19 protein-coding genes and 1 riboswitch are annotated in these 26,200 nt (G+C 58.9%); of the genes, 13 read left to right on the top strand and 6 right to left on the bottom strand.

Annotated features, from left to right (window positions below; translation table 11 throughout):
* Positions 1-223: 223 nt before the first annotated feature.
* A complete protein-coding gene (gene sgrT / locus CDA56_RS05610; protein ID WP_004098552.1) occupies positions 224-376 on the bottom strand; it encodes a glucose uptake inhibitor SgrT in 153 nt (50 codons plus the stop codon).
* An 87-nt stretch (positions 377-463) separates the two neighbouring features.
* Here sgrT and sgrR point away from each other — a divergent pair, with 87 nt between their 5' ends.
* The 4 genes from sgrR (at position 464) to thiQ (ending at position 5,605) form a co-directional block, all read left to right on the top strand.
* Positions 464-2,119, top strand: a complete 1,656-nt coding sequence (sgrR, locus tag CDA56_RS05605; protein ID WP_025106480.1) for an HTH-type transcriptional regulator SgrR — start codon at positions 464-466, stop codon at positions 2,117-2,119.
* Positions 2,120-2,156: 37 nt separating this feature from the next.
* Positions 2,157-2,319, top strand: a riboswitch (TPP riboswitch).
* Positions 2,320-2,350: 31 nt separating this feature from the next.
* The gene (gene thiB / locus CDA56_RS05600; protein WP_009654640.1) at positions 2,351-3,334 is read left to right on the top strand and encodes a thiamine ABC transporter substrate binding subunit; all 984 of its coding nucleotides are present in this window, start codon (positions 2,351-2,353) and stop codon (positions 3,332-3,334) included.
* The gene (gene thiP / locus CDA56_RS05595) at positions 3,310-4,920 is read left to right on the top strand and encodes a thiamine/thiamine pyrophosphate ABC transporter permease ThiP (RefSeq protein WP_025106479.1); all 1,611 of its coding nucleotides are present in this window, start codon (positions 3,310-3,312) and stop codon (positions 4,918-4,920) included. Before thiB ends, thiP begins: the two co-directional genes overlap by 25 nt.
* Positions 4,904-5,605 (top strand): thiamine ABC transporter ATP-binding protein ThiQ, encoded by a 702-nt coding sequence (gene thiQ / locus CDA56_RS05590; protein ID WP_014227903.1) that lies wholly within the window; start codon positions 4,904-4,906, stop codon positions 5,603-5,605. Before thiP ends, thiQ begins: the two co-directional genes overlap by 17 nt.
* Here thiQ and CDA56_RS05585 read toward each other — a convergent pair.
* Both CDA56_RS05585 and araC read right to left on the bottom strand, forming a co-directional pair.
* Complete coding sequence (locus CDA56_RS05585; protein ID WP_014227902.1) at positions 5,592-6,359, bottom strand: DedA family protein; 768 nt, start codon at positions 6,357-6,359, stop codon at positions 5,592-5,594. The two genes, thiQ and CDA56_RS05585, sit on opposite strands and share 14 nt — an antisense overlap.
* 128 nt (positions 6,360-6,487) lie before the next feature.
* A complete protein-coding gene (gene araC / locus CDA56_RS05580; protein ID WP_103814190.1) occupies positions 6,488-7,333 on the bottom strand; it encodes an arabinose operon transcriptional regulator AraC in 846 nt (281 codons plus the stop codon).
* A gap of 337 nt (positions 7,334-7,670) precedes the next feature.
* Here araC and araB point away from each other — a divergent pair, with 337 nt between their 5' ends.
* From araB to rluA, 6 genes are all read left to right on the top strand, one after another.
* Complete coding sequence (araB, locus tag CDA56_RS05575; protein ID WP_102803124.1) at positions 7,671-9,380, top strand: ribulokinase; 1,710 nt, start codon at positions 7,671-7,673, stop codon at positions 9,378-9,380.
* Between the two features lie 10 nt (positions 9,381-9,390).
* Positions 9,391-10,893: an L-arabinose isomerase gene (gene araA, locus CDA56_RS05570; RefSeq protein ID WP_004098541.1), complete on the top strand. Its 1,503-nt coding sequence runs from the start codon at positions 9,391-9,393 to the stop codon at positions 10,891-10,893.
* 73 nt (positions 10,894-10,966) lie between these two features.
* Positions 10,967-11,662 (top strand): L-ribulose-5-phosphate 4-epimerase, encoded by a 696-nt coding sequence (gene araD / locus CDA56_RS05565; protein WP_014227900.1) that lies wholly within the window; start codon positions 10,967-10,969, stop codon positions 11,660-11,662.
* Positions 11,663-11,818: 156 nt separating this feature from the next.
* Positions 11,819-14,176: a DNA polymerase II gene (polB, locus tag CDA56_RS05560; protein WP_102803123.1), complete on the top strand. Its 2,358-nt coding sequence runs from the start codon at positions 11,819-11,821 to the stop codon at positions 14,174-14,176.
* Between the two features lie 187 nt (positions 14,177-14,363).
* Positions 14,364-17,270: an RNA polymerase-associated protein RapA gene (rapA, locus tag CDA56_RS05555; protein WP_025106476.1), complete on the top strand. Its 2,907-nt coding sequence runs from the start codon at positions 14,364-14,366 to the stop codon at positions 17,268-17,270.
* Between the two features lie 12 nt (positions 17,271-17,282).
* Entirely contained in the window at positions 17,283-17,942 is a 660-nt protein-coding gene (rluA, locus tag CDA56_RS05550) for a bifunctional tRNA pseudouridine(32) synthase/23S rRNA pseudouridine(746) synthase RluA (RefSeq protein WP_014837390.1), read from the top strand.
* An 81-nt stretch (positions 17,943-18,023) separates the two neighbouring features.
* Here rluA and citX read toward each other — a convergent pair whose 3' ends face one another.
* The gene (gene citX, locus CDA56_RS05545) at positions 18,024-18,563 is read right to left on the bottom strand and encodes a citrate lyase holo-[acyl-carrier protein] synthase (protein ID WP_004098536.1); all 540 of its coding nucleotides are present in this window, start codon (positions 18,561-18,563) and stop codon (positions 18,024-18,026) included.
* Positions 18,564-18,731: 168 nt separating this feature from the next.
* A complete protein-coding gene (locus tag CDA56_RS05540) occupies positions 18,732-20,087 on the bottom strand; it encodes a 2-hydroxycarboxylate transporter family protein (RefSeq protein ID WP_103814192.1) in 1,356 nt (451 codons plus the stop codon).
* A 322-nt stretch (positions 20,088-20,409) separates the two neighbouring features.
* Here CDA56_RS05540 and CDA56_RS05535 point away from each other — a divergent pair, with 322 nt between their 5' ends.
* Positions 20,410-22,035: an ATP-binding protein gene (locus CDA56_RS05535; protein ID WP_014837388.1), complete on the top strand. Its 1,626-nt coding sequence runs from the start codon at positions 20,410-20,412 to the stop codon at positions 22,033-22,035.
* Complete coding sequence (locus tag CDA56_RS05530) at positions 22,025-22,723, top strand: response regulator (RefSeq protein WP_025106473.1); 699 nt, start codon at positions 22,025-22,027, stop codon at positions 22,721-22,723. Before CDA56_RS05535 ends, CDA56_RS05530 begins: the two co-directional genes overlap by 11 nt.
* 30 nt (positions 22,724-22,753) lie before the next feature.
* Here the strand turns inward: CDA56_RS05530 and djlA are convergent, their stop codons facing one another.
* Complete coding sequence (gene djlA / locus CDA56_RS05525) at positions 22,754-23,581, bottom strand: co-chaperone DjlA (RefSeq protein ID WP_014837387.1); 828 nt, start codon at positions 23,579-23,581, stop codon at positions 22,754-22,756.
* A 244-nt stretch (positions 23,582-23,825) separates the two neighbouring features.
* On the opposite strand from djlA, the gene lptD reads away from it, so the two are divergent.
* A complete protein-coding gene (lptD, locus tag CDA56_RS05520) occupies positions 23,826-26,168 on the top strand; it encodes an LPS assembly protein LptD (RefSeq protein ID WP_014227893.1) in 2,343 nt (780 codons plus the stop codon).
* The last annotated feature ends 32 nt before the right edge of the window (positions 26,169-26,200 follow it).

Genomic DNA, 26,200 nt, shown 5'->3' with positions numbered 1-26,200 from the left:
ATCCTTAAGCACGCGAAGAAAACGAAAAAAGCCAGCAGAAGTATTCTGCTGGCGGGTGATTCTATACTCTATGGATTTCGAGTTGCGGGCAGGCGGCCAGAACGTAAGTCCCTGGAAACATAGATAACTATGTGGCCTGGGCGAGCGGGCGCAGCCAACGCACCTGCAGCTTGAAAGACGACGAGTATAACACCAATACTCAGTCACACATGATGTCTGCAAGTCAATGATCAGAGGTCTGCGACGTAACTCCCCACTGCATCAGTTCGCCGAGCATTTTCTGCTGTCTTCCTGCCATCAGGCGGGCCAGCCAGGACGCATCCTGCGTCGCAGAAAAGTAGCGTTGGTAGAACTGTTTCATGGTTGACCCCATCATATTCACCTCCTCGCTTCATCGACGTTGATTATTGACTTAATATAGGAAGTAATAAATTGCTGAGTTTTTATCAGGAGTTCCCCTTTTATGTCTTCCGGTCGTTTACAACAGCAGTTCATCCGCCTGTGGCAGTGCTGCGATGGCAAGTCGCAGGAGACCACGCTGAATGCGCTGGCAGAGATGCTAAGCTGCTCGCGCCGCCATATGCGTACCCTACTCAACATGATGGAAGCGCGCGGCTGGCTGACCTGGGAGGCGGAGGCCGGGCGCGGCAAGCGCTCCCGCCTCTCTTTTCTCTATACCGGTCTCGCCCTGCAGCAGCAGAGGGCGGAAGATCTGCTGGATCAGGACAGAATCGATCAGCTGGTGCAGCTGGTTGGCGATAAAGCCGCCGTCCGGCAAATGCTGGTTTCCCATTTAGGCCGCAGCTTTCGTCAGGGCCGGCATATCCTGCGCGTGCTCTACTATCGGCCGATGAAAAATCTGCTGCCCGGCAGCGCGCTGCGCCGCTCGGAAACGCATATTGCCCGGCAGATTTTTAGCGCCCTGACGCGGGTAAATGAGGAAAATGGGGAACTGGAGGCCGATATTGCTCACCATTGGCAGCAGATCGCCCCCACCCACTGGCGCTTTTTTCTGCGTCCGGGGATTCATTTTCATCATGGACGAGAGCTGGAGATGGAAGATGTCATCACCTCTCTGCAGCGCAGCAACGCCCTGCCGCTGTTCTCTCATATTGAGCGCATCGACTCTCCCACCGCATGGACCCTCGACATTCATCTCCGCCAGCCCGACCGCTGGCTGCCGTGGTTGTTAAGCCAGGTCCCGGCCATGATCCTTCCGCATGAGTGGCGAACGATGGAGAATTTCTCCAGTATCCCCGTGGGGACCGGGCCCTACTCGGTTGTGCGTAATAACCAGAATCAGCTCAAAATTCACGCCTTCGATGACTATTTCGGCTACCGGGCGCTGATCGATGAAGTGAACGTCTGGGTCCTGCCGGAAATCAGCGAAGAACCCAACGGCGGGTTGACGTTACAGGGCACCACGCAAAGCGAAAAAGCGGTGGAAAGCCGCCTGGAAGAGGGGTGTTATTACCTGCTGTTCGACGCCCGCAGCCCGCTGGGCGGTAACAGCGCGGTACGCCAGTGGCTAAGCTATGTGTTCCAGCCCGCTAACCTGCTCTATCACGCCGGCGAGCACTATCAGGGCAACTGGTTCCCGGCGTATGGCCTGCTGCCCCGCTGGCATCATGCGCGCAGCCACGCCTGCGAGAAGCCTGCCGGCCTTGAGACAGTCAGGCTGACCTACTACCAGGATCACGTCGAGCATCGCGTGATGGGCGGGATCATGGCAACGCTGCTGGCCGAGCATCAGGTTAAGCTGGAGATCCAGGAGCTGGAGTATCAGGAGTGGCACCGCGGGGAGGTGGTCAGCGACGTTTGGCTCAACAGCGCCAACTTTACGCTGCCGATCGATTTCTCCCTGTTTGCCTGGCTGTATGAAGTTCCGCTGATTCGCAACTGTATCCCCATCGACTGGGAACATGACGCCGCTCGCTGGCGCGCGGGCGAGCTGAACCCGGCCACCTGGAGTCAGCAGCTGTTGGCCAATCAAACCGTGGTGCCGCTGATCCACCACTGGCTGATGATCCAGGGGCAGCGCAGCATGCGCGGCGTACGCATGAACACGCTCGGCTGGTTTGACTTTAAGTCCGCGTGGTTCGCGCCGCCGGAGCCGTAATGCTTTCCGTTGGCAAACAAAATCATTACACTAACTGCCGTTCTCAACGGGGTGCTAATAAACATACGCAATCTCATTCAAGTTGCCTCAACGCGCGGTTAGCGCAGAAGCAACCCGAAGATAAAGCGTATGGGCTGAGAAAATACCCGTCGAACCTGATCCGGATAACGCCGGCGAAGGGATTTGAGGCCCTCTCAAAATCCTTTGCCACCCCTTTTTCTGAGGTGCAAAGTGTTGAAAAAATTACTCCCCCTGCTGGCGCTGGTCGCCGCGCCCGTTTTTGCCAAACCGCTGCTCACCGTTTATACCTACGACTCGTTCTCCGCCGACTGGGGCCCGGGCCCAGCGGTTAAAAAAGCCTTTGAAGCCGACTGCGGCTGCGAGCTGAAGTTCGTGGCACTGGAAGATGGCGTCTCGCTGCTCAACCGCCTGCGAATGGAAGGCAAAAACAGCAAAGCCGACGTGGTGCTGGGACTGGATAACAACCTGCTGGAAGCCGCTTCGCAAAGCAAGCTGTTCGCCAAAAGCGGCGTCCCGGCCAGCGCGGTCAGCGTGCCCGGCGGCTGGGACAACGACACCTTCGTGCCGTTCGATTACGGCTACTTCGCCTTTGTTTACGATAAAAACAAGCTGAAAAATCCGCCGAAAAGCCTGAAAGAGCTGGTTGAGGGCGAGCAAAAATGGCGGGTGATTTATGAAGATCCGCGCACCAGTACGCCGGGCCTGGGCCTGCTGCTGTGGATGCAAAAAGTCTACGGCGATAAAGCGCCGGAAGCCTGGCAGAAGCTGGCGGCGAAAACCGTTACCGTTACCAAGGGCTGGAGCGAAGCCTACGGCCTGTTCCTGAAAGGCGAAAGCGATCTGGTGCTGAGCTACACCACCTCCCCGGCTTACCACATTATCGAAGAGAAAAAAGATAACTACGCCGCGGCAAACTTCGCTGAAGGCCACTACCTGCAGGTTGAGGTAGCCGCCCGCACCGCGGCCAGCAAACAGCCGGAGCTGGCGGAAAAGTTCCTTAAATTTATGGTATCGCCGGGCTTCCAGAACGCGATCCCCACCGGCAACTGGATGTATCCGGTGACGACGGTTGCGCTTCCGGCAGGCTTTGACGCGCTGATGAAACCGCAAACGACCCTCGAATTCACACCGCAACAGGTGGCCGCCGAACGTCAGAACTGGATTAGCGCATGGCAACGCGCCGTCAGCCGCTAGCTTTCGGCTGGCTCCTGCCGGGACTCACGGCGGCCATCGTGCTGGTCGTCGTGGCGCTGGCCGCCTTTCTGGCGCTATGGTTCAGCGCCCCGGAGACCTCCTGGAACGCGCTTATCCGCGACAGCTATCTCTGGCACGTGGTGCGTTTCTCCTTCTGGCAGGCCTTCCTTTCCGCGCTTTTTTCGGTGCTACCGGCGATATTCCTCGCCCGCGCCCTGTACCGGCGGCGCTTCCCCGGGCGCACGCTGCTGCTGCGCCTTTGCGCGATGACCTTAATTCTGCCGGTACTGGTGGCGGTCTTCGGCATTCTTAGCGTCTACGGTCGTCAGGGCTGGCTGGCCCAGCTATGCCACGTTTTTGGCTGGCAATGGGAATTCTCGCCCTACGGGCTACAGGGGATCCTGCTGGCGCACGTATTCTTTAATATGCCGATGGCCACGCGCCTGCTGCTGCAGACGCTGGAAAATATCCCCGGCGAACAGCGGCAAATCGCCGCCCAGCTCGGCATGCGCGGCTACGTCTTCTTCCGGCTGGTCGAGTGGCCGTGGCTGCGCCGGCAAATTCCACCGGTCGCGGCGCTGATCTTTATGCTCTGTTTCGCCAGCTTTGCGACCGTGCTGTCGCTGGGCGGCGGCCCGCGGGCGACCACCATCGAACTGGCGATTTACCAGGCCCTTAATTTCGACTACGACCCGGCGCGCGCGGCGATGCTGGCGCTTATTCAGATGGTCTGCTGCCTCGGGCTGGTGCTGCTTAGCCAGCGCCTGAGTAAAGCCCTCGCCATCGGGGCCAGCCATATTCGCGGCTGGCGCGATCCCGACGACCGGCTGTACAGCCGGCTGTGCGACGCGGCGCTGATTGGCGCGGCGCTTTTACTGCTGCTGCCGCCGCTGCTGGCGGTGATAGGCGACGGGCTGAACAGCAATCTGCTGAGCGTGCTGCATCAGCCGGCGCTATGGCAGGCGCTGTGGACGTCGCTGCGTATCGCGCTTGCCGCCGGGCTCTTAAGCGTCATCCTTACCATGATGCTGCTCTGGAGCAGCCGCGAGCTTCGCGCCCGCCGTCACCCTCTGGCCGGTCAGGCGCTTGAGCTGAGCGGGATGCTGATCCTCGCCATGCCGGGCATCGTGCTGGCCACCGGTTTCTTCCTGTTGCTCAATAACAGCGTGGGCCTGCCCGAGTCCGCCGACGGTATCGTGATTTTCACCAATGCGCTGATGGCAATCCCCTATGCGCTCAAGGTACTGGAAAACCCGATGCGCGATATCGCCGCCCGCTACGGCACCCTCTGCCAGTCGCTGGGGATGCGCGGCTTCACCCGCCTTCGGGTGGTCGAGCTTCGCGCTTTAAAGCGGCCGCTGGCCCAGGCGCTGGCCTTCGCCTGCGTGCTGTCGATTGGCGATTTCGGCGTCGTGGCGCTGTTCGGCAACGAAGATTTCCGTACGCTGCCCTTTTATCTGTATCAGCAAATTGGTTCTTACCGTAGCCAGGACGGCGCCGTGACCGCCCTTCTGCTTCTGCTGCTGTGCTTTTTACTCTTTAGCGTGATTGAAAAACTTCCGGGACGCGATGCTAAAACTGAATGATGTGACCTGGCTTTACCAGCATCTGCCGATGCGTTTTACGCTTTCCGTCGAACGCGGTGAGCGCATCGCGGTTCTTGGCCCGAGCGGGGCCGGAAAAAGCACGCTGCTGAACCTGATTGCCGGTTTTTTAACGCCCGCCAGCGGCAGTATCGCGCTCGACGGCCAGCCCCATACCCACACGCCGCCCGCGCGTCGTCCGGTATCGATGCTGTTTCAGGAAAATAATCTGTTCAACCATCTCACCATCCGCCAGAACATTGCGCTGGGAATGCACCCGGGGCTCAAGCTGAACGCGGATCAATCCGCCCATCTGCAGGCGATTGCCGGACAGATGGGGATTGACGCGATGTTAGAGCGGCTGCCGGGCGAGCTTTCCGGCGGCCAGCGCCAGCGTGCGGCGCTGGCGCGCTGTCTGGTGCGCCAGCAGCCGGTACTGCTGCTGGATGAGCCCTTCTCGGCGCTCGATCCCGCGCTGAGGCTGGAGATGCTGACGCTGGTTGCCGACGTCTGCCAGCAGCGGCAGCTGACGCTGTTGATGGTCTCGCACAGCGTGGAAGATGCGGCGCGCATCGCGCCGCGGTCGGTGGTCGTGGCTGAGGGACGCATTGCCTGGGATGGCGCGACCGCCGCGCTGCTCAGCGGCAACAGCAGCGCCTCGGCGCTGCTGGGAATTAGCGCAAAATAACCTTATGCAGGATGTCGAGATAGACCGGCATCAGCGGATGACGGAAGGCAAACACCAGCGCCGCGCCGGCGGCGCACACCATGAGCGGAGCGAGCCACAGCAGGCGCGAACGCGGCAGAAAACGGGTGAGACGATCGCCAGCGCTTTTGGCGCTGCGCCACAGCCGCCAGCATAGCCACGCCGCCAGCCACGCCAGCAGCGCCGCCCCCAGCAGCAGCCACTTAAAGCTGGCGCTATTCTCATCGGCCGGGATATCAATGGCCGCCCCGGCAAGGATTCCCGGTAAGAAGTAGAGCGGCGGCCACAGCAGGCAGCCGATGATATTCGGCGGGATGAACTTCGCGACCGGCAGATCGAGCATCCCGGCGACCATCGGCACCAGCGGGCGCGTCGGCCCGACGAAGCGGCCAATCAGAATCGTAAACATGCTGTGCTGATGCAGCGCATGTTCGGTTTTATCCAGCAGCGCTTTGTTTTTCTTCAAAAAAGACCAGCGATGCAGCGGCTTTTTAAACCGCCAGCCAAGCCAGAATGAAATCCAGTCGCCGAGCAAACAGCCGATAATCCCCGCCAGCCACGCCTGCCAGAAGTTAACCTCGCCGCTGCCGATCAGCGCCCCCAATCCGGCCATCATCACCGTTCCCGGTAAGATAAGCCCCACCAGCGCCAGCGACTCGAGGAAGGCGACCAGCAGAACGGCTATCAGAGAATAGACCGTGGATTGAGTAATAAAGTGTTCCAGCAATGCTTGCATAATGTACCCGGTTTAAAAACGAAGCACGGATTCTCCGGAGCCGTTCATACTTCGTCAAGCCATCATTTGTTTATATAGTTTACTGGCTGTGTTAAAAATCCGGGCCATCATTTCACTTTCTTTACTTTTTATTCACACCCTGCGCGAAACTCGCTCGGGCTGGCGCCGGTGCATTTCTTAAACACGCGCGAAAAGTAGAGCTGGTCCTCAAAACCGACGTTACGGCCAACGGTCGCGATCGGCATCCGCGTCGTGCTCAGCAGCAGCTTAGCCTGGCTAATGCGCTGATCCTCCCGCCACCCCAGTACGCTGATCCCCAGCTGCTGGCGGAACAGATGCGACAGGCGCGACGGCGACAGGCACACGTGCTGGGCGACGCTGGCAATATCGAAATGGCTGTCCGCCAGATGATCGCTGATGTACTGGCAGGCATCGCGCACCCGGTTATCCAGCGGCGGATGCAGCGATTCGTTGATAGCTTCCATGCGCCTGAGCAGCAGCTGCTCCATAAGATTGATCGCCAGCAGCTCGGAGTAACGCCCGGCGCCCTGCCCGGCTTCCACAATCTGCCCGAACAGTTCGCCAAAGCACGCCTGCCACTGCTCATCCGGGCGGAAAAAGCCGGTCTGGGCAAAAATCGTTGGCCAGTTAAGCCATTCATGCCAGTAGGCGCGCGGCCGGAAATAGACCCACTGGTGATACCACTCGCGGGCATCGGGATGGCGGCCATAATGGTGAATCTCTCCCGGCGGGAACAGCAGCATATCGCCAGGCCGGCAGATAAACTGCTCTCCGTGGTTATTGATCACCCCTTCGCCGCGAATTGTCAGATTAAGGATATAGCCCTTCATGCCCAGCGGACGGTCAATAAAGAAATCAAGATAGCCATCGGCTTCAATTGGCGTCAGGCCCGTCACCAGATGGGCGTTAAAAGAGTAACCCGGCAACAAAGGATCGTTTTGCGTTTCGGCCATAAACTCTGCTCTCCAGGAGACATTAAGGACACCAATTGTCCATACCTTGTATTTTATCCTCTGGCTGGTCGCTCATGCTGCGACGCGGGTTAGAAAATGAATTAAAACCCGCCTCTTCTCGATAAAAACTGAGCACGGCGCACAGTTCAGGCGCTTTCAGCGCATAACTGAAGTGTCTATAAAGACGGCAGGAAAGTCCACATTGAATATTTGCACGGCGTCACACTTTGCGACGTCACAGCAATATAGTCCATAAGATTAGCGAATACGGCCTGACGGTTTTCAGCCCAGATATCTACTGTTTCACCATGAATGATTTTTAGCATGGAGTAACAGTATGGCAATTGCGATTGGCCTCGATTTTGGCAGTGATTCAGTACGCGCCCTGGCGGTAGAGTGCGCGACCGGCGAAGAGCTCGCCGCAAGCGTCGAGTGGTATCCGCGCTGGCAGGAGGGGCTATTTTGCGATGGTCCGAACAACCAATTCCGCCATCATCCACGCGACTATATCGAATCAATGGAAGCCGCGCTGAAAAGCGTCCTCACATCCCTTAGCGCCGAACAGCGCGCTGCCGTGGTGGGTATCGGCGTTGACAGCACCGGCTCCACCCCCGCGCCCATCGACGCCGACGGCAACGTGCTGGCGCTGCGCGACGAATTCGCCAGCAACCCCAACGCCATGTTCGTGCTGTGGAAGGACCATACCGCGGTGGAGGAGGCGGAGGCGATTACCCGCCTGTGCCACCAGCCGGGCAAAGAGGATTACTCCCGCTATATCGGCGGTATCTACTCCAGCGAATGGTTCTGGGCCAAGATCCTCCACGTGACCCGCCAGGACAGCGCCGTCGCCGAGGCCGCCGCGTCGTGGATTGAGCTGTGCGACTGGGTGCCAGCCCTGCTTTCCGGGACCACCCGCCCGCAGGATATTCGTCGCGGCCGCTGCAGCGCCGGGCACAAATCCCTTTGGCATGAAAGCTGGGGCGGACTGCCGCCTGCCGGTTTCTTCGATGAACTCGACCCGATAATCAACCAGAGCCTGGCCTACCCGATGTTCAGCGATACCTGGACTGCGGATATCCCGGTCGGCACGCTCACCGCCGAATGGGCCGCGCGCCTGGGCCTGCCGCAAACTGTCGCCATCTCCGGCGGCGCATTCGACTGCCATATGGGCGCCGTCGGCGCCGGTGCGCAGCCAAACGCGCTGGTCAAAGTTATCGGCACCTCCACCTGCGACATTCTGATCGCCGATAAACAGAGCGTTGGCGAGCGCACGGTGCAAGGGATTTGCGGCCAGGTCGACGGCAGCGTCGTGCCTGACTTTATCGGTATGGAAGCGGGGCAATCCGCTTTTGGCGACATCTACGCCTGGTTTGGCCGCATTCTCGGCTGGCCGCTGGAGCAGCTGGCGCAGGCCCACCCGGAACTCAAAGAGCAGATCAAAGCCAGCCAGAAACAGCTGCTGCCCGCGCTGACCGACGCATGGGCAAAAAATCCGTCTCTTGACCACCTGCCGGTGGTGCTGGACTGGTTTAACGGCCGCCGTACGCCGAATGCCAACCAGCGTCTGAAAGGGGTCATTACCGATCTGAACCTCGCCACCGACGCCCCGGCGCTGTTCGGCGGACTGATTGCCGCCACCGCTTTTGGCGCCCGCGCCATTATGGAGTGCTTCACCGAACAGGGGATCCCGGTCAATAACGTGATGGCGCTCGGCGGCATCGCGCGCAAAAACCCGGTGATCATGCAGGCCTGCTGCGATGTGCTGAATCGCCCGCTGCAAATCGTCGCGTCCGATCAGTGCTGCGCCCTGGGCGCGGCTATCTTCGCCGCCGTTGCCGCCGGCGTATACCGCGATATCCCTGCCGCACAGGAAAACATGGCCAGCCAGGTGGAAAGTACCCTGCAGCCTCGTCCGGCGCAGGCGCAACGCTTCGAACAACTCTATCAGCGCTACCAGCAGTGGTCGCTCAGCGCGGAACAACGTTATCTCCCTTCGACTGCAAAAGCGGAATCCGCGCCGCAATCTCAGGCAGCCCTCACCCATTAAGGACATGAAAATGACGATTTTTAATAACTATGAAGTGTGGTTCGTTATCGGTAGCCAGCATCTGTACGGCCCTGAAGCGCTACGTCAGGTGACAAAGCACGCAGAACATGTGGTGAACAGCCTGAATGCGGAAGCCAAACTGCCGTGCAAACTGGTGCTTAAGCCGCTGGGTACCACGCCGGATGAGATCACCCATATCTGCCGCGACGCAAACTACGATGATAAGTGCGCCGGGATGGTGGTGTGGCTGCATACCTTCTCGCCGGCGAAAATGTGGATCAATGGCCTCACGATCCTGAATAAACCGCTGATGCAGTTCCATACCCAGTTCAACGCGGCCCTGCCGTGGGACAGCATCGATATGGACTTTATGAACCTGAACCAGACCGCCCACGGCGGCCGCGAATTTGGCTTCATCGGCGCCCGCATGCGTCAGCAGCACAGCGTGGTGACCGGCCACTGGCAGGATAAAGAAGCCCATCAGCGCATCGGCGCGTGGATGCGCCAGGCGGTCTCTAAACAGGATACCCGCCACCTGAAAGTGTGCCGTTTCGGCGATAACATGCGCGAAGTGGCGGTCACCGACGGGGATAAAGTCGCCGCGCAGATTAAGTTTGGCTTCTCGGTTAACACCTGGGCGGTGGGCGATCTGGTGCAGGTCGTCAATGCGGTCACCGACGGTGAAATCAGCGCCCTGGTGGATGAGTACGAAAGCAGCTATCGCCTGACCCCCGCGGTGCAAATCCACGGCGATAAGCGGCAGAACCTTCTCGATGCCGCGCGCATTGAGCTGGGGATGAAGCGCTTCCTGGAACAGGGCGGCTTCCACGCGTTCACCACCACCTTTGAAGATTTACACGGCCTGAAACAGCTTCCGGGTCTCGCCGTGCAGCGTCTGATGCAGCAGGGCTACGGCTTTGCGGGCGAAGGCGACTGGAAAACCGCCGCTCTGCTTCGCATCATGAAGGTGATGGCAACTGGTCTGCAGGGCGGCACCTCCTTTATGGAGGATTACACCTACCACTTCGAGAAAGGCAACGATCTGGCGCTGGGCTCGCATATGCTGGAAGTCTGCCCGACCATCGCCACCCCTGAAAAACCGATTCTCGACGTGCAGCCGCTGGGCATCGGCGGGAAAGCCGATCCGGCGCGCATCATCTTTAACACCCAGACCGGCCCGGCGATCGTCGCCAGCCTGATCGATCTCGGCGATCGCTATCGTCTGCTGGTGAACACCATTGAGACGGTGAAAACGCCGCACGAACTGCCGAAGCTGCCGGTGGCCAACGCCTTGTGGAAAGCGCATCCGGATCTGCGCACCGCGTCCGAAGCCTGGATCATCGCTGGCGGCGCGCACCACACCGTCTTCAGCCATGCGCTCACCCTCGACGATATGCGCCAGTTTGCTGAGCTGCAGGATATCGAGCTGACCGTGATTGATAACGAAACCCGTCTGCCCTCCTTCAAGGACGCGCTGCGCTGGAACGAAGTGTATTACGGTTCAAAACGCTAAGGGGCCGTCCCCTCACCCTCTCCCTGAGGGTGCGGGTGAGGGGAACTGACTCGCCAGCAATTCGGAGCACAGTATGTTAGAAGATCTCAAACGCCAGGTTCTCGAAGCCAACCTGGCCCTGCCAAAGCACAATCTGGTTACCCTCACCTGGGGCAACGTCAGCGCCGTCGACCGTGAACGGGGCGTGCTGGTGATTAAACCCTCCGGCGTCGACTACAGCGTCATGACCGCTGAGGATATGGTGGTGGTCAGCCTGGAGACCGGCGACGTGGTGGAAGGCAAGAAAAAGCCCTCTTCCGATACGCCAACCCACCGTCTGCTGTATCAGGCATTCCCGACGCTGGGCGGCATTGTTCATACCCATTCGCGTCACGCCACCATCTGGGCGCAGGCCGGACAGTCGATTCCCGCTACCGGCACCACCCACGCCGACTATTTCTACGGCGCGGTCCCCTGTACCCGTTTGATGACCGACGATGAGATCAACGGCGAGTACGAATGGCAAACCGGCGAAGTGATCGTTGAAACCTTCCGTGAAAAAGGCATCGATCCGGCGCAAATGCCCGGCGTGCTGGTGCACTCGCACGGCCCGTTTGCCTGGGGGAAAAACGCCGAAGACGCGGTGCATAACGCTATCGTGCTGGAAGAGATCGCCTATATGGGCATCTTCTGCCGCCAGCTGGCGCCGCAGCTGCCGGAGATGCAGCAAACGCTGCTGGATAAACACTATCTGCGCAAGCACGGCGCGAAAGCCTATTACGGGCAGTAACGCCACAGCCTTCCCGGCTCGCGCTGCGCTTAGCCGGGCTACAGGCTGGTAGCCCGGCTAAGTCCGGGAAACAGGCGCCACACCTGTATAAAACCCCAGCATCATTCGGTGAACCAGGCTATAATCAGGCCTGGTTTTTACTGATGAGAGCACGGCGTGACGCAGCCACGAGCAGGTTTTTTACTCACCCGTCACTGGCGGGATACCCCGCAGGGCACCGAACTGACATTCTGGCTGGCGACCGATGACGGCCCGCTTGAAGTCACCCTGCCGCCGCAGGAATCCGTCGCGTTCATTCCCGAATCGCAGCGCCCGCAGGCTGAACGCCTGCTGCTGGGCGAAAACGGCCATCGCCTTGCTGCGCTCACTCTGCAAGATTTTCATCGCCAGCGGGTCTTTGGTCTCTACTGCCGCGCTCACCGCCAGCTGATGCGGCTGGAAAAAAAGCTGCGCGAAAACGGCGTCACGGTATATGAAGGCGACGTTCGCCCGCCGGAGCGCTATCTGATGGAGCGCTTTATCACCGCCCCGGTGTGGGTTGAAGGCGAGGCGCGCGGCCAGCGGCTGGTCAACGCGCGGATGAAGCCCAATCCCCACTACCGGCCGCCCCTGAAATGGGTGTCGCTGGACATCGAAACCAGCCGCCACGGCGAGCTCTACTGCATCGGCCTTGAAGGCTGTGGCCAGCGGGTCGTCTATATGTTAGGGCCGGAACCGGCCACCCCGCCTGCCGTCGATTTCGAACTGGAGTACGTCGCCAGCCGCCCGCTGCTGCTGGAAAAGCTTAACGCCTGGTTTGCCGCCCACGACCCGGACGTGCTGATCGGCTGGAACGTGGTGCAGTTTGATTTACGCGTCCTGCAAAAGCACGCCGAGCGCTATCGCATCCCGCTGCTGCTCGGCCGCGGCAACAGCGAACTGGAATGGCGCGAACACGGTTTTAAGAATGGCGTCTTCTTTGCTCAGGCCAACGGCCGCCTGATTATCGATGGCATCGAGGCGCTGAAATCCGCGTTCTGGAACTTCTCCTCTTTTGCGCTGGAGTCGGTCGCCCGCGAGCTGCTCGGCGAGGGCAAAGCCATTGATAATCCCTGGGATCGGATGGATGAAATCGATCGCCGCTTTCACCAGGATAAACCGGCGCTGGCCACCTATAACCTGCAGGACTGCGAGCTGGTCACGCGCATCTTCCACAAAACCGAGATCATGCCGTTTTTGCTGGAGCGCGCGACGGTCAACGGCCTGCCTGCGGATCGCCACGGCGGTTCGGTCGCCGCCTTCAGCCATCTCTATTTCCCGCGCATGCACCGGCTCGGCTACGTCGCGCCGAACCTCGGTGAAGTGCCGCCGCAGGCCAGCCCCGGCGGCTACGTGATGGACTCCCGCCCCGGCCTCTACGACTCGGTGCTGGTGCTGGACTACAAAAGCCTGTACCCGTCGATTATCCGCACCTTTCTGATCGACCCGGTGGGGCTGGTGGAAGGTCTGGCGCAGCCCGATGACGCTCACAGCACCGAAGGCTTTCTCGGCGCGCGCTTCTCGCGAGAAAAACACTGCCTGCCGGGGATCGTCGGGCAAATCTGGCACGGGCGCGACGAGGCCAAGCAGCATAAAAACAAACCGCTGTCGCAGGCGCTGAAAATCATTATGAACGCCTTCTACGGCGTGCTCGGTACCAGCGCCTGCCGCTTTTTCGATCCGCGTCTGGCCTCATCCATCACCATGCGCGGCCACACGATTATGCGCCAGACCAAAGCGCTGATTGAATCCCAGGGCTATGACGTTATCTACGGCGATACCGACTCCACATTCGTGTGGCTCAAGCGATCCCACAGCGAAGAGGAAGCCAGCAGCATCGGCCGCTCGCTGGTGGCCTTCGTCAACGAATGGTGGGCGGCGGAGCTGAGCAAAGAGGGGCTTGTCAGCACCCTCGAGCTGGAGTTCGAAACCCACTTCTGCCGCTTTCTCATGCCCACCATTCGCGGCGCGGATACCGGCAGTAAAAAGCGCTACGCCGGGATGATTCAGGAAGGCAGCGAGCAGCGCATGGTGTTTAAAGGGCTGGAGACGGTACGCACCGACTGGACGCCGCTGGCCCAGCAGTTTCAGCAGGAGCTTTATCTGCGCATTTTCCGCCATCAGCCCTATCGCGATTACGTGCGCGAAACCATTGATAAGCTGATGAACGGCGAGCTTGACGATCGGCTGGTCTACCGCAAGCGCCTGCGCCGTCCGCTGGCGGAGTATCAGCGCAACGTGCCGCCGCACGTGCGCGCGGCCAGGCTCGCTGATGAGCAAAACGTCAGGCTGGGCAGGCCGCAGCAGTATCAGCAGCGCGGCAGCATTAAATACGTCTGGACCACCGGCGGGCCGGAGCCGGTGGATTATCAGCAATCACCGCTGGATTATGAACACTATCTTTCTAAGCAATTAGAGCCTGTCGCCGAAGGAATACTTCCCTTTGTCGACGACGATTTTGCTACAATAGTGACGGGGCAGCTGGGGCTATTTTGATTTTTTCTCACTCATTCCGCTGGCGCAAAAGCCGCAAAATGAAGGGTGAGGAGGACGTGACGAACGTTCCGCCATCCAGTAATATAGCGCCCTTTCCATTCCTGGACCCAATTTTGACGTATCTCCGATTCTCCATGGAGATGCTCAACTATTGCCTGCAATCAAAGAACTAAAGAGCCGAACATATATGCCTTTTACACTTGGTCAACGCTGGATTAGCGACACAGAGAGCGAACTGGGATTAGGGACGGTCGTTGCGCTGGACGCGCGCATGGTGACCCTGCTTTTCCCCGCCATCGGCGAAAACCGTCTGTACGCACGCAACGACTCCCCAATCACCCGCGTGATGTTTAACCCGGGCGATACCATCACCAGCCACGAAGGCTGGCAACTCCAGGTTGACGAAGTTAATGAAGAGAACGGTCTGCTGGCCTACACCGGCACCCGCCTCGATACCCAGGAAGCCAACGTTACCCTGCGTGAAGTGCTCCTCGACAGCAAGCTGGTCTTCAGCAAACCGCAGGACCGTCTGTTCGCCGGACAGATCGACCGTATGGACCGTTTCGCCCTGCGCTATCGTGCGCGTAAATTCCAGAGCGAACAGTACCGTATGCCGTGGAGCGGCCTGCGTGGCCAGCGCACCAGCCTGATCCCGCATCAGCTGAATATCGCCCACGACGTTGGCCGCCGCCACGCGCCGCGCGTCCTGCTGGCGGATGAAGTAGGTTTAGGTAAAACCATTGAAGCCGGGATGATCCTGCATCAGCAGCTGCTCTCCGGCGCCGCGGAACGCGTCCTGATCGTCGTCCCGGAAACCCTGCAGCACCAGTGGCTGGTGGAAATGCTGCGCCGCTTTAACCTGCGCTTCTCGCTGTTTGACGATGAGCGTTATGCCGAAGCGCAGCACGACGCGATTAACCCGTTCGAAACCGAACAGCTGGTGATCTGTTCGCTGGATTTCGTGCGCCGCAGCAAGCAGCGCCTGGAACACCTGTGCGAAGCCGAATGGGATCTGATGGTCGTTGATGAAGCGCACCACCTGGTCTGGAGCGAAGACGCCCCGAGCCGGGAATATCAGGCGATTGAACAGCTGGCCGAATGCGTGCCGGGCATTCTGCTGCTCACCGCGACGCCGGAGCAGCTGGGAATGGAGAGCCACTTCGCCCGCCTGCGCCTGCTCGACCCCAACCGTTTCCACGACTTCGCCCAGTTTGTTGAAGAGCAGCAGAACTACCGTCCGGTTGCCGACGCGGTCGCCCTGCTGCTGGCCGGTAATAAGCTGAGCGACGCCGATCTGAACGCGCTGAGCGATCTGATCGGCGAACAGGATATTGAACCATTATTGCAGGCCGCCAACAGCGATCGCGATGATGCCCAGGCCGCTCGTCAGGAGCTGGTGTCGATGCTGATGGACCGCCACGGCACCAGCCGCGTGCTGTTCCGCAACACCCGTAACGGTGTCAAAGGTTTCCCGAAACGCGAGCTGCATACGATTCGTCTGCCGCTGCCGACCCAGTACCAGACGGCCATTAAAGTTTCCGGCATTATGGGCGCCCGCAAAACCGCCGAAGAGCGCGCCCGCGACATGCTCTATCCGGAGCAGATTTATCAGGAATTTGAAGGCGATACCGGCACCTGGTGGAACTTCGATCCGCGCGTTGAATGGCTGATGGGCCATCTCACCAGCCACCGCTCGCAGAAAGTACTGGTCATCTGCGCCAAAGCGGCCACCGCGCTGCAGCTGGAGCAGGTCCTGCGCGAGCGCGAAGGCATTCGCGCCGCGGTGTTCCACGAAGGGATGTCGATTATCGAACGCGACCGCGCCGCCGCCTGGTTCGCCGAGGAAGATACCGGCGCTCAGGTGCTGCTGTGTTCTGAGATCGGCTCCGAAGGCCGTAACTTCCAGTTCGCCAGCAATCTGGTGATGTTCGACCTGCCGTTCAACCCGGATCTGCTGGAGCAGCGTATCGGCCGTCTTGACCGTATCGGCCAGGCTCACGATATTCAGATCCACGTTCCCTATCTGGAAAGAACCGCCCAGTCGGTGCTGGTGCGCTGGTATCACGAAGGCCTGGACGCGTTCGAGCACACCTGCCCGACCGGCCGTACCGTCTACGACAGCGTGCATAACGAACTGATCAACTATCTTGCCACGCCGGAAAATACCGACGGCTTCGACGACCTGATCAAAGCCTGCCGCCAGCAGCATGAAGCGCTGAAAGCGCAGCTGGAACAGGGCCGCGACCGCCTGCTGGAGATCCACTCCAACGGCGGAGAAAAAGCCCAGCAGCTTGCAGAAAGCATTGAAGAACAGGATGACGACACCAGCCTGATCGCCTTCTCCATGAACCTGTTTGATATCGTCGGCATCAACCAGGACGATCGCGGTGAGAATCTGATTGTCCTGACCCCCTCCGACCATATGCTGGTCCCGGATTTCCCGGGCCTGCCGGAAGATGGCTGCACCATTACCTTTGAGCGTGACGTCGCCCTGTCCCGCGAAGACGCGCAGTTCATCACCTGGGAGCATCCGTTGATTATCAACGGTCTGGATCTGATCCTCTCCGGCGATACCGGCAGCAGCACCATTTCGCTGCTGAAGAATAAAGCGCTGCCGGTAGGTACTCTGCTGCTGGAGCTGATTTACGTCGTTGAAGCGCAGGCGCCGAAGCATCTGCAGCTCAACCGCTTCCTGCCGCCGACGCCGGTGCGCATGCTGCTCGACAAAAACGGCAACAACCTCGCCGGTCAGGTGGAGTTCGAAAGCTTCAACCGTCAGCTGAGCGCGGTTAACCGCCACACCGGCAGCAAGCTGGTCAACGCCGTCCAGCAGGACGTCCACGCGATTTTACAGCAGGGCGAAGGCCAGGTAGCCAAAGCGGCCCAGGCGCTGATCGACGCCGCGCGTAAAGAAGCCGACGATAAGCTGACGGCCGAGCTGTCGCGCCTTGAAGCGCTGCGCGCCGTGAACCCGAACATCCGCGATGATGAACTGGCGGCTATCGAGAGCAACCGTCAGCAGGTTATGGACGCGCTGGCGCAGGCGGGCTGGCGCCTGGATGCGCTGCGCTTAATCGTGGTCACCCACCAGTAACGGAACGCGAATATGGCGATGGAAAACTACAATCCGCCGCAGGATCCCTGGCTGGTTATCCTCTACCAGGATGAGCACATTATGGTGGTCAACAAGCCAAGCGGCCTGTTGTCCGTGCCGGGCCGGCTTGCCGAGCACAAAGACAGCGTGATGGCGCGCGTTCAGCGCGACTTCCCGCAGGCCGAGTCGGTGCACCGGCTGGATATGGCGACCAGCGGCGTGATTGTGGTGGCCCTGACCAAAGCGGCAGAGCGCGAGCTGAAGCGGCAGTTCCGCGAACGGGAGCCGAAAAAGCAGTACGTCGCCCGCGTCTGGGGGCATCCGGAGAAAACCGAGGGTCTGGTGGATTTACCGCTGATTTGCGACTGGCCGAACCGGCCAAAGCAGAAGGTGTGTTACGAAACCGGCAAAGCGGCACAAACCGAGTATGAAGTGCTGGAGTTGGCGGTGGACAACACCGCCCGCGTGCGCCTGAAGCCGATTACCGGGCGTTCGCATCAGCTGCGCGTGCATATGCTGGCGCTGGGCCATCCGATTCTTGGCGACCGCTTTTATGCGTCGCCGGAAGCGCTGGCCATGGCGCCTCGTCTGCTGCTGCACGCCGAAACGCTGACCATCACCCACCCCGCTTTCGGTAATACGATGACGTTTCGCGCGCCGATCGACTTCTGACCGTACCTCTCTGTCCCGGGTCGTGCCGCCAGCGGCTCACCCGGGCTACTCCTCGCTCATCAATGCCGCGGAAAACGGGCGTCAGTCGCGGGCAAACCACGCATCAATCATCTGCTCAACGCGGGCCACAACCTGCCCGGTGTCATGACGGCGGCTGCGCGCGCAGGCGTGCGCGGGCTCGTCGCACAGCAGGCAGCGGCGCTGGTTCTCCCCCATTGACTGACGGCCAACCAGGCCATTTTTCGGGCAAATGACGTCAATATCCCACAGGCGGCCCAGCGGATGGGTATGCTCAAGATCGGTACAGAAGGCTTTGATTTCACTGGCGGCGTGATCGACGCACCACAGCGCTTCCGGCCCGGTCGGCAGCCACAGCACCTGGCGATCCAGCGTCTGCCAGCGGTGTTTCCACAGCATCTGATCGCAGGCCTGCAGCGCCACCCCCATCATATTACGGTAGCGAATGCTGTCTTTCACCGCGCCCGGCGTCACCAGGGTCAGCGAAATCACCGGCCGCTGATAATGGGCTAACCAGTCGGCCTGGCGCGCGGCGCGCTGCTCTTTCGCCGCCAGCAGCGCTTCCATGCTTACGCCCTCACGGGCGAGAGTATCCACTGACATTTGTTTCTCTCCTCACTTAATAAAAGGCAGCGGACAGGCTGCCGTCGCAGTCGCGAATAATGGCGCTGATTGTATCGCTAAACGATCCCTGTTTTGGAGACGGGGCGCAGATATTTTCTGCGCCATTTAGCACGAAAAAGCAGACTTAGCGGTTATAAAAAAGTTAAATCAGGCCAGAAAGTGACTGAGGAACAGCAGACCCAGCGAAACATTAATCGCGCCGCCGATCCGGGTTGCGATCTGCGCGAACGGCATCAGGTTCATGCGGTTGCCGGAGGTCAGAATCGCCACGTCGCCGGTACCGCCCTGACCGCTCTGGCAGCAGGAGACAATCGCCACGTCAATCGGGTACATGCCAATCTTTTTGCCGACCAGGAAACCGGTCGCCACCAGCGCCGTTACGGTGCTGATAATCACCAGCAAATTGGTCACGGTAAAGGCGTTGACCAGCTCCTGCCACGGGGTGATCGCCACGCCGACGGCAAACAGAATCGGATAGGTGACCGCCGTACGGAAGAACTTATATACCATCTGCGAGCCCTCCTGCAGGCGCGGAGAGACGCCGTTCACCAGCTTCAGCAGCACCGCGAGGAACAGCATGCCCACCGGCGCGGGCAGGCCGATGGTCTTCTGCCCCAGCATACCCAGCATATAGAGCAGCACCGCCAGCAGCGCGCCGGAGGCCAGCGTCGTCACGTCCATTTTGCCCTCAGCGGGCGTTTCGCGATGCGTCTCGTTGCGGCGGTTCGGCATCAGCTGCCCCTCCCCGGTCAAATGCGGGAAACGCTTGCCCAGCTGGTTCAAACAGCCGGAGATAACGATCGCCGTCAGGCTGCCCAGCATCACCATCGGCAGCACGCGCCCAAGCGCCACGCCCTGATCCATATGCATCAGCGCGGCGTAGCCAATCGACAGCGGGATCGCCCCCTCGCCTACGCCACCGGCCATGATCGGCAGGACGATAAAGAAAAACACCTGAAACGGCTCCAGCCCCAGCGCGCTACCGACGCCGACGCCGACCAACATGCCGACGATTTCGCCGCACAGCATCGGGAAGAAAATCCGCAGAAAGCCCTGAATCAGCGTGGTGCGGTTCATGCTCATAATGCTGCCGACGATAATGCAGCAGATATAAAGATAAAGAATGTTGGTCGACTTATAGAATTTAGTGGTCGATTCCACCACCACCTCCGGCAGCAGGCCGTAATGCACCAGCGCAGAAGGGATAAAGGTCGCGCAGATGGCCGCCGCGCCGAGCTTGCCGAGTACCGGCAGCCGTTTACCGAATTCGCCGCAGGCAAAGCCGAAAAAGGCCAGCGTCGCTACCATCACGACGATATCGCTCGGCAGCTTGCCGCCCAGGCAGTCCAGCGCGATCAGGCCGCCGGCCAGCAAAAAGAGCGGCAGCGGGATAATACCGACTTTCCAGTTATCGAGAATATGCCACCAGCGCTGCTTAAGCGCGGGTTTCGGCGTATTAATAGGGTCGATGGTTGCAGAGAATGCATTGTCTGTGGTGCTCATAATTAAGCCCTCTGGTTATTATTACTTTTCAGGTTAGAGGGCCACGCGCGGAGTTAATGTGAGGATCGGCAGATTAAAAAAGAAGTTTTAATGGTCACTATGGTTTTTATGGTTTCTATTATTATTGTGAAACCGCTCTGATTTATTGCCGTGGTTTTTAAGGTTTTTAAATCCAGCGCCTGATTAACCTTGATAAATTCCCCGCCAGCGGATAATTCTGGTTCCCGGACGCTCTTGTGACGTTCACCGGTTTCCCTCAGCCACGATGCCGGCAGCGAAAAAATGATACGCTGCCGTATCCCTGATACTGTGCATTATACTTATGAAGGTTTCATTTCAGTTTAAGCTGTTCATTTCGCTGGTCGCTTTTTTCTCAGTGCTGTTTGCGCTGCTGGGCGTGTATTACTATTTCGACGCCAGCCATCAGCTTTATCAGGAAATGAGCGCCCGCGCGAAAATACAGGCAGAAGAAATCGCGCTGATGCCGGATTTACGTCAGCAGGTGGCGCGTGAAGACGCGCTGGCGATAAAGCCTTTTATGCAAAATATCGCCGCCCACAGCGACGCCAGTTTTATCGTCATTGGCGATAAGCGGGGCGTGCATCTGTTTCACTCTGTCCATCCGGAGTGGGTCGGCACGCGGCTGGTTGGCGGCGATAACCAGCCGGTACTTGAGGGGAAAAGCACGACCACCATCCGCAAAGGAGGACTCGGTATTTCCCTGCGCAGCAAAGCGCCCATTTTCGATGACGCGGGTCGGGTCGTTGGCATTGTCTCCGTCGGCTACCTCACCAGCTATCTCGACAGCATCACGCTGGCAAAAGTCATCAATATTTTCATCGCCGCGGTGCTGCTGCTTATCGCGCTGTTTATCTTCTCCTGGTACTTCACCCGCAGCATTAAAAAACAAATTTTCTCGCTGGAGCCGCGCGAAATCGGCCTGCTGGTACGTCAGCAAAAAGCGATGATGGAGTCGATATACGAAGGGGTGATTGTGATTGACCATCACCGGCGTATTGAAGTGATAAACCACGCCGCCCGCAGCCTGCTCGGACTGAGCCAGCCCGCGCACCAGCTGCGCGGTAAGTCTATCGATAGCGTCATTACGCCGCAGCCGTTTTTCGCCGGCGGAGAGATGTTCGAAAGCGATACCCACGACGAGCTGTGCCGTTTTAATCAGCTGACGGTACTCGCCAGCCGGGTGCGAATCATGCTGGAGAATGCGCTACAGGGCTGGGTGATCACCTTCCGCGACCGCGATGAAATCAACTCCCTGAGCGCCCAGCTCAGCCAGGTAAAACGCTACGTTGATAATCTGCGCATCATGCGCCATGAACAGCTCAACCGGATGACGACCCTCTCCGGCCTGCTGCATATGGGCCACTATGATGAGGCGATTCGCTATATTCAGGCGCAGTCGGAGCATGCCCAGGAGCTGCTGGACTTTATTTCATCGCACTTTAATTCGCCGACGCTGTGCGGCCTGCTGCTGGGTAAAGCCGCCCGCGCGCGGGAAAAAGGGGTTGAGCTGAGCTTTGACCCGGCCTGCCGCATCGACCGCCCGCTGCCGTCGTTGATGGAGTCCGAGCTTATCTCTATCATCGGTAATCTGCTGGATAACGCCATTGAAGCCACCCAGCGCGCTGAACTACCGCACGAACCGGTCGAGATCCTGATTCAGCTCAACGCCCGGGAATTAATGATTGAAGTCGCCGATCGCGGCGTTGGTATTCGTCCGGAGATCCGCGAGCATATATTTGAGCGCGGCGTCACCACCAAAACCCGCGGCGATCACGGTATTGGACTGTATCTTATTGAGCGCTATGTCACCCAGGCTGGCGGCACGATTGAAGTGGCCGACAACGCGCCGCGCGGGGCGATTTTCACGCTGTTTATTCCCGCCAGCGGGCCAGCCCATCCGCAAGAAGAGACGCACTATGCATCATGACCTGGTCGATGTCCTGATCGTTGAAGATGAAAGCGAACTGGCGCGGCTGCACGCCGAGCTTATCCAGAAACACCCGCGCATGCGGCTGACCGGCACGGCGGCCTCTCTCGCCCAGGCGCGGCAGATACTCAACGCCAGACCGCCGCAGCTGGTGCTGCTGGATAACTACCTGCCGGACGGCAAAGGGGTCACCCTGATGAACGACCCTATTATGGCCCATGCTAACTGCTCGGTGATCTTTATCACCGCCGCCAGCGACATGGAAACCTGTAGCCAGGCAATCCGCAACGGCGCCTTCGACTACATTCTTAAGCCGGTATCATGGAAGCGCCTGAGCCAGTCCCTTGAACGGTTCGTGCAGTTCTACGATCAGCAGCGCGAATGGAAGATCGTCGACCAGCAGAACGTGGATTCGCTGTATCAGCTGCAGGCTAAAAACTACCGAGCCGATAGCGGCAGTAAAGGCATTGAAGAAAAAACGCTGGCGCTGGTGCAGAGCCTGTTTACCGGCGAAGAAGAGCGCTGCTTTTCGGTTGATGACGTGGTGAGCGAGGCTGGCTTGAGCAAAACCACGGCCCGTCGCTATCTGGAGCACTGCGTGGAAATCGGCTTTCTGGAGGTGGAAATGCTGTACGGCAAGATTGGCCATCCACGGCGTATGTACCGCCGCGCCGCTGGCGCATCGTGACGCCTCTCCCGCCCGGGAGAGGCCGGTCGTTTAGAAGCCGCGCTGCTCTTTAATCAGCTCCCAGGCTTTCTGGATCTCCTGCGCTTTCTGCTTAGCCATCTCCATCATTTCCGGCGGTAGCCCTTTCGCCACCAGCTTATCCGGATGGTGCTCGCTCATCAGCTTACGATAGGCGCGCTTGACGGTGGCGGCATCGTCGGTCGCTTTGACGCCCAGCACATTGCAGGCATCTTCAAGGGTTGGCCCGCGCTGCGCCTGCTGCCAGCCGGCGTTGCCGCCGCGCTGGCCGTAAGATTGCTGCTGCGAACCGCCGCCAAACTGCGCCCCGCCCTGCATCATGCGCAGGAACTGTTCGAACTGAGCGCGGGAGATGCCCAGCTCGTCGGCAATCACAAACAGCACGTCACGTTCGTTGGGATGCAGTTCGCCGTCGGCGAAAGCCGCCTGCAGCTGAATTTCCAGAAACATCCGAATTAAATCAAAACGCCCAAAGCAGACGCTGCGCAGCTGGCGCATTTTCTCCCGCAGCGGGTAATCATCTGATTTCCCTACGCGAAACGCGTGCTGGGCCGCGGTACGCGCTTCGCCGTGCAGGTTCATGCGATCCATCAGCAAATTGGCGACCTGAATATCGGCTTCGGTAACGCGCCCTTTCGATTTGGTCAGATGCCCCATCACTTCAAACGTCGTCGAGAAAAACAGCGACTGGCGCTCCTGCTGATTGGCAAAGACGTTCAGCCGGCGGCTGCGCGCGCGGTCAAACATATGTCCGATTAAGAAGCCCAGCACCACGCCCCAAAAGCCGCCGCCCATCATCAACGCAACCGCAACGCCAATTATTTTACCCAAATACTGCATAGACTCCCCAATCTCTCTGCCGCCAGTTAAGCTATATCTGACCGCACGTTACAAAGCGTTTACGCCTCGGTCAATTGTGGGACATAGCCTATAATTTGCTTTATCATACTCGTCATTCTACACGGTGCCTAACGCTCGGGCTCGAAACGGGCAGGATTAACACTAGCGCGATTTAGACGAGTACGTTAGGCTCTGACCGTTTGCAAGCCGCTGCCACACGATGACGGAACAACAAATACAACGTATGAAAAAACGTATTCCCAGCCTCCTGGCCACCATGATTGCCAGCGCCTTGTATAGCCAACAGGGCCTCGCTGCCGATCTCGCCACGCAGTGTATGCTTGGCGTACCAAGCTACAATCGTCCTTTGGTTGAAGGGAAACCCAACGACCTGCCGGTGACGATCGATGCCGATCATGCGAAAGGCAACTATCCTGATAACGCCGTATTTACCGGCAACGTTGATATCAATCAGGGGAACAGCCGACTGCAGGCCGATGAAGTGCAGCTTCATCAGCAGCAGGCCGCGGGCCAGCCGCAGCCGGTGCGCACGGTCGACGCCCTCGGCAACGTTCACTATGATGACAATCAGGTGATCCTCAAAGGGCCGAAAGCCTGGTCGAATCTGAACACCAAAGATACCAACGTCTGGCAGGGCGATTACCAAATGGTTGGCCGTCAGGGGCGCGGTACCGCTGACCTGATGAAACAGCGCGGTGAAAACCGCTATACCATCTTAGAAAACGGCAGCTTCACCTCCTGTTTGCCGGGCTCTGACACCTGGAGCGTGGTCGGCAGTGAAGTCATCCACGACCGCGAAGAACAGGTCGCTGAGATCTGGAACGCCCGCTTCAAGCTCGGTTCCGTACCGATTTTTTATAGTCCCTACCTGCAGCTGCCGGTGGGCGACAAGCGTCGTTCGGGTTTCCTGATCCCCAATGCCAAATACAGCACCAAAAACGGCGTCGAGTTCTATCTTCCTTACTACTGGAACATCGCCCCGAACTTCGACGCCACGCTGACGCCGCACTATATGAGCAAGCGCGGCGGCGTCATGTGGGAGAACGAATTCCGCTATCTGACCAAAGCAGGAACCGGCTTAATCGAGTTCGACTACCTGCCTTCGGATAAAATTTACCAGGACGATCACTCTGGCGACAGCAATAGCCGCCGCTGGCTGTTCTACTGGAACCATTCTGGCGTCGTAGACCAGGTGTGGCGCTTCAACGCCGACTACACCAAAGTCAGCGACCCGGACTACTTTAACGACTTCAGCTCTAAATACGGTTCCAGTACCGATGGCTACGCGACGCAGAAGCTCAGCGCCGGCTACGCGAATCAGAACTTTGACGCCACCGTATCGACCAAGCAGTTCCAGGTCTTTAACCGCGACTCAAGCAACGCCTATTCCGCCGAGCCGCAGCTGGACGTGAACTACTACCAGAACGATGTCGGCCCGTTTGATACCCATCTTTATGGCCAGGCGGTGCATTTTGTTAACTCGAACAGCAGAATGCCGGAAGCAACGCGCGTTCACTTCGAGCCAACCATCAATCTGCCGCTGTCTAACGGCTGGGGAAGCATCAATACTGAGGCAAAACTGCTGGCAACCCATTACCAGCAAAGCAACCTTGATGACTACAACGCGGCCAACGGTACCGATTACAAAGACTCCGTTAACCGCGTCATGCCGCAGTTTAAAGTCGATGGCAAAATGGTTTTCGAGCGCGATATGCAGGAGAACTATACCCAGACGCTTGAGCCGCGGATGCAGTATCTGTATATCCCCTATCGTGACCAGAGCAAGATCGGCAGCTACGACTCAACCCTGCTGCAGTCGGACTACAGCGGCCTGTTCCGCGACCGTACCTATAGCGGCCTCGACCGTATCGCTTCCGCCAACCAGGTCTCCACCGGCGTCACATCTCGCGTTTATGATGCCGCCGCCGTTGAACGTTTTAATATTTCCGTTGGTCAAATCTACTATTTCACCGAGGCACGTACCGGTGACGACAACATCAACTGGGAGAACAACGACACGCGAGGTTCACTGGTATGGGCTGGCGATACCTACTGGCGCATCGCCGATGACTGGGGTTTACGCGGGGGAATTCAGTACGATACGCGTCTGGATAACGTCGCAACCGGCAGCGGAACCGTGGAATACCGTCGCGATGAAAACCGTTTAGTACAACTTAACTATCGTTATGCGAGCCCGGAATACATTCAGGCGACCCTGCCGTCTTATTCCACCGCTAAGCAGTACAAAGATGGTATCTCGCAGGTGGGGATGACCGCCAGCTGGCCAATCGTCGATCGTTGGGCAGTCGTCGGCGCGTATTACTACGACACGAATACCAGAAAGTCAGCGAACCAGATGTTAGGGGTTCAGTATAGCTCCTGCTGCTACGCTATCCGCGTCGGCTATGAACGTAAGATCAACGGCTGGGATAACAGCAGCAGCGAAAGTAAATACGACAACACCTTCGGCTTTAACATTGAGCTGCGCGGCCTGAGCTCCAACTACGGTCTCGGCACCCAGCAGATGCTGCGTTCGAACATTTTACCGTACCAGAGCTCCCTGTGATGTGGCTGGTTTACACGTAATCCGCAATTGCG

The organism is Klebsiella michiganensis, from assembly GCF_002925905.1.
GTDB classification, from domain to species: Bacteria; Pseudomonadota; Gammaproteobacteria; order Enterobacterales; family Enterobacteriaceae; genus Klebsiella; species Klebsiella michiganensis.
The sequence above is the reverse complement of the archived record's forward strand: the minus strand, read 5'-3'. Positions and strand labels throughout refer to the sequence as shown.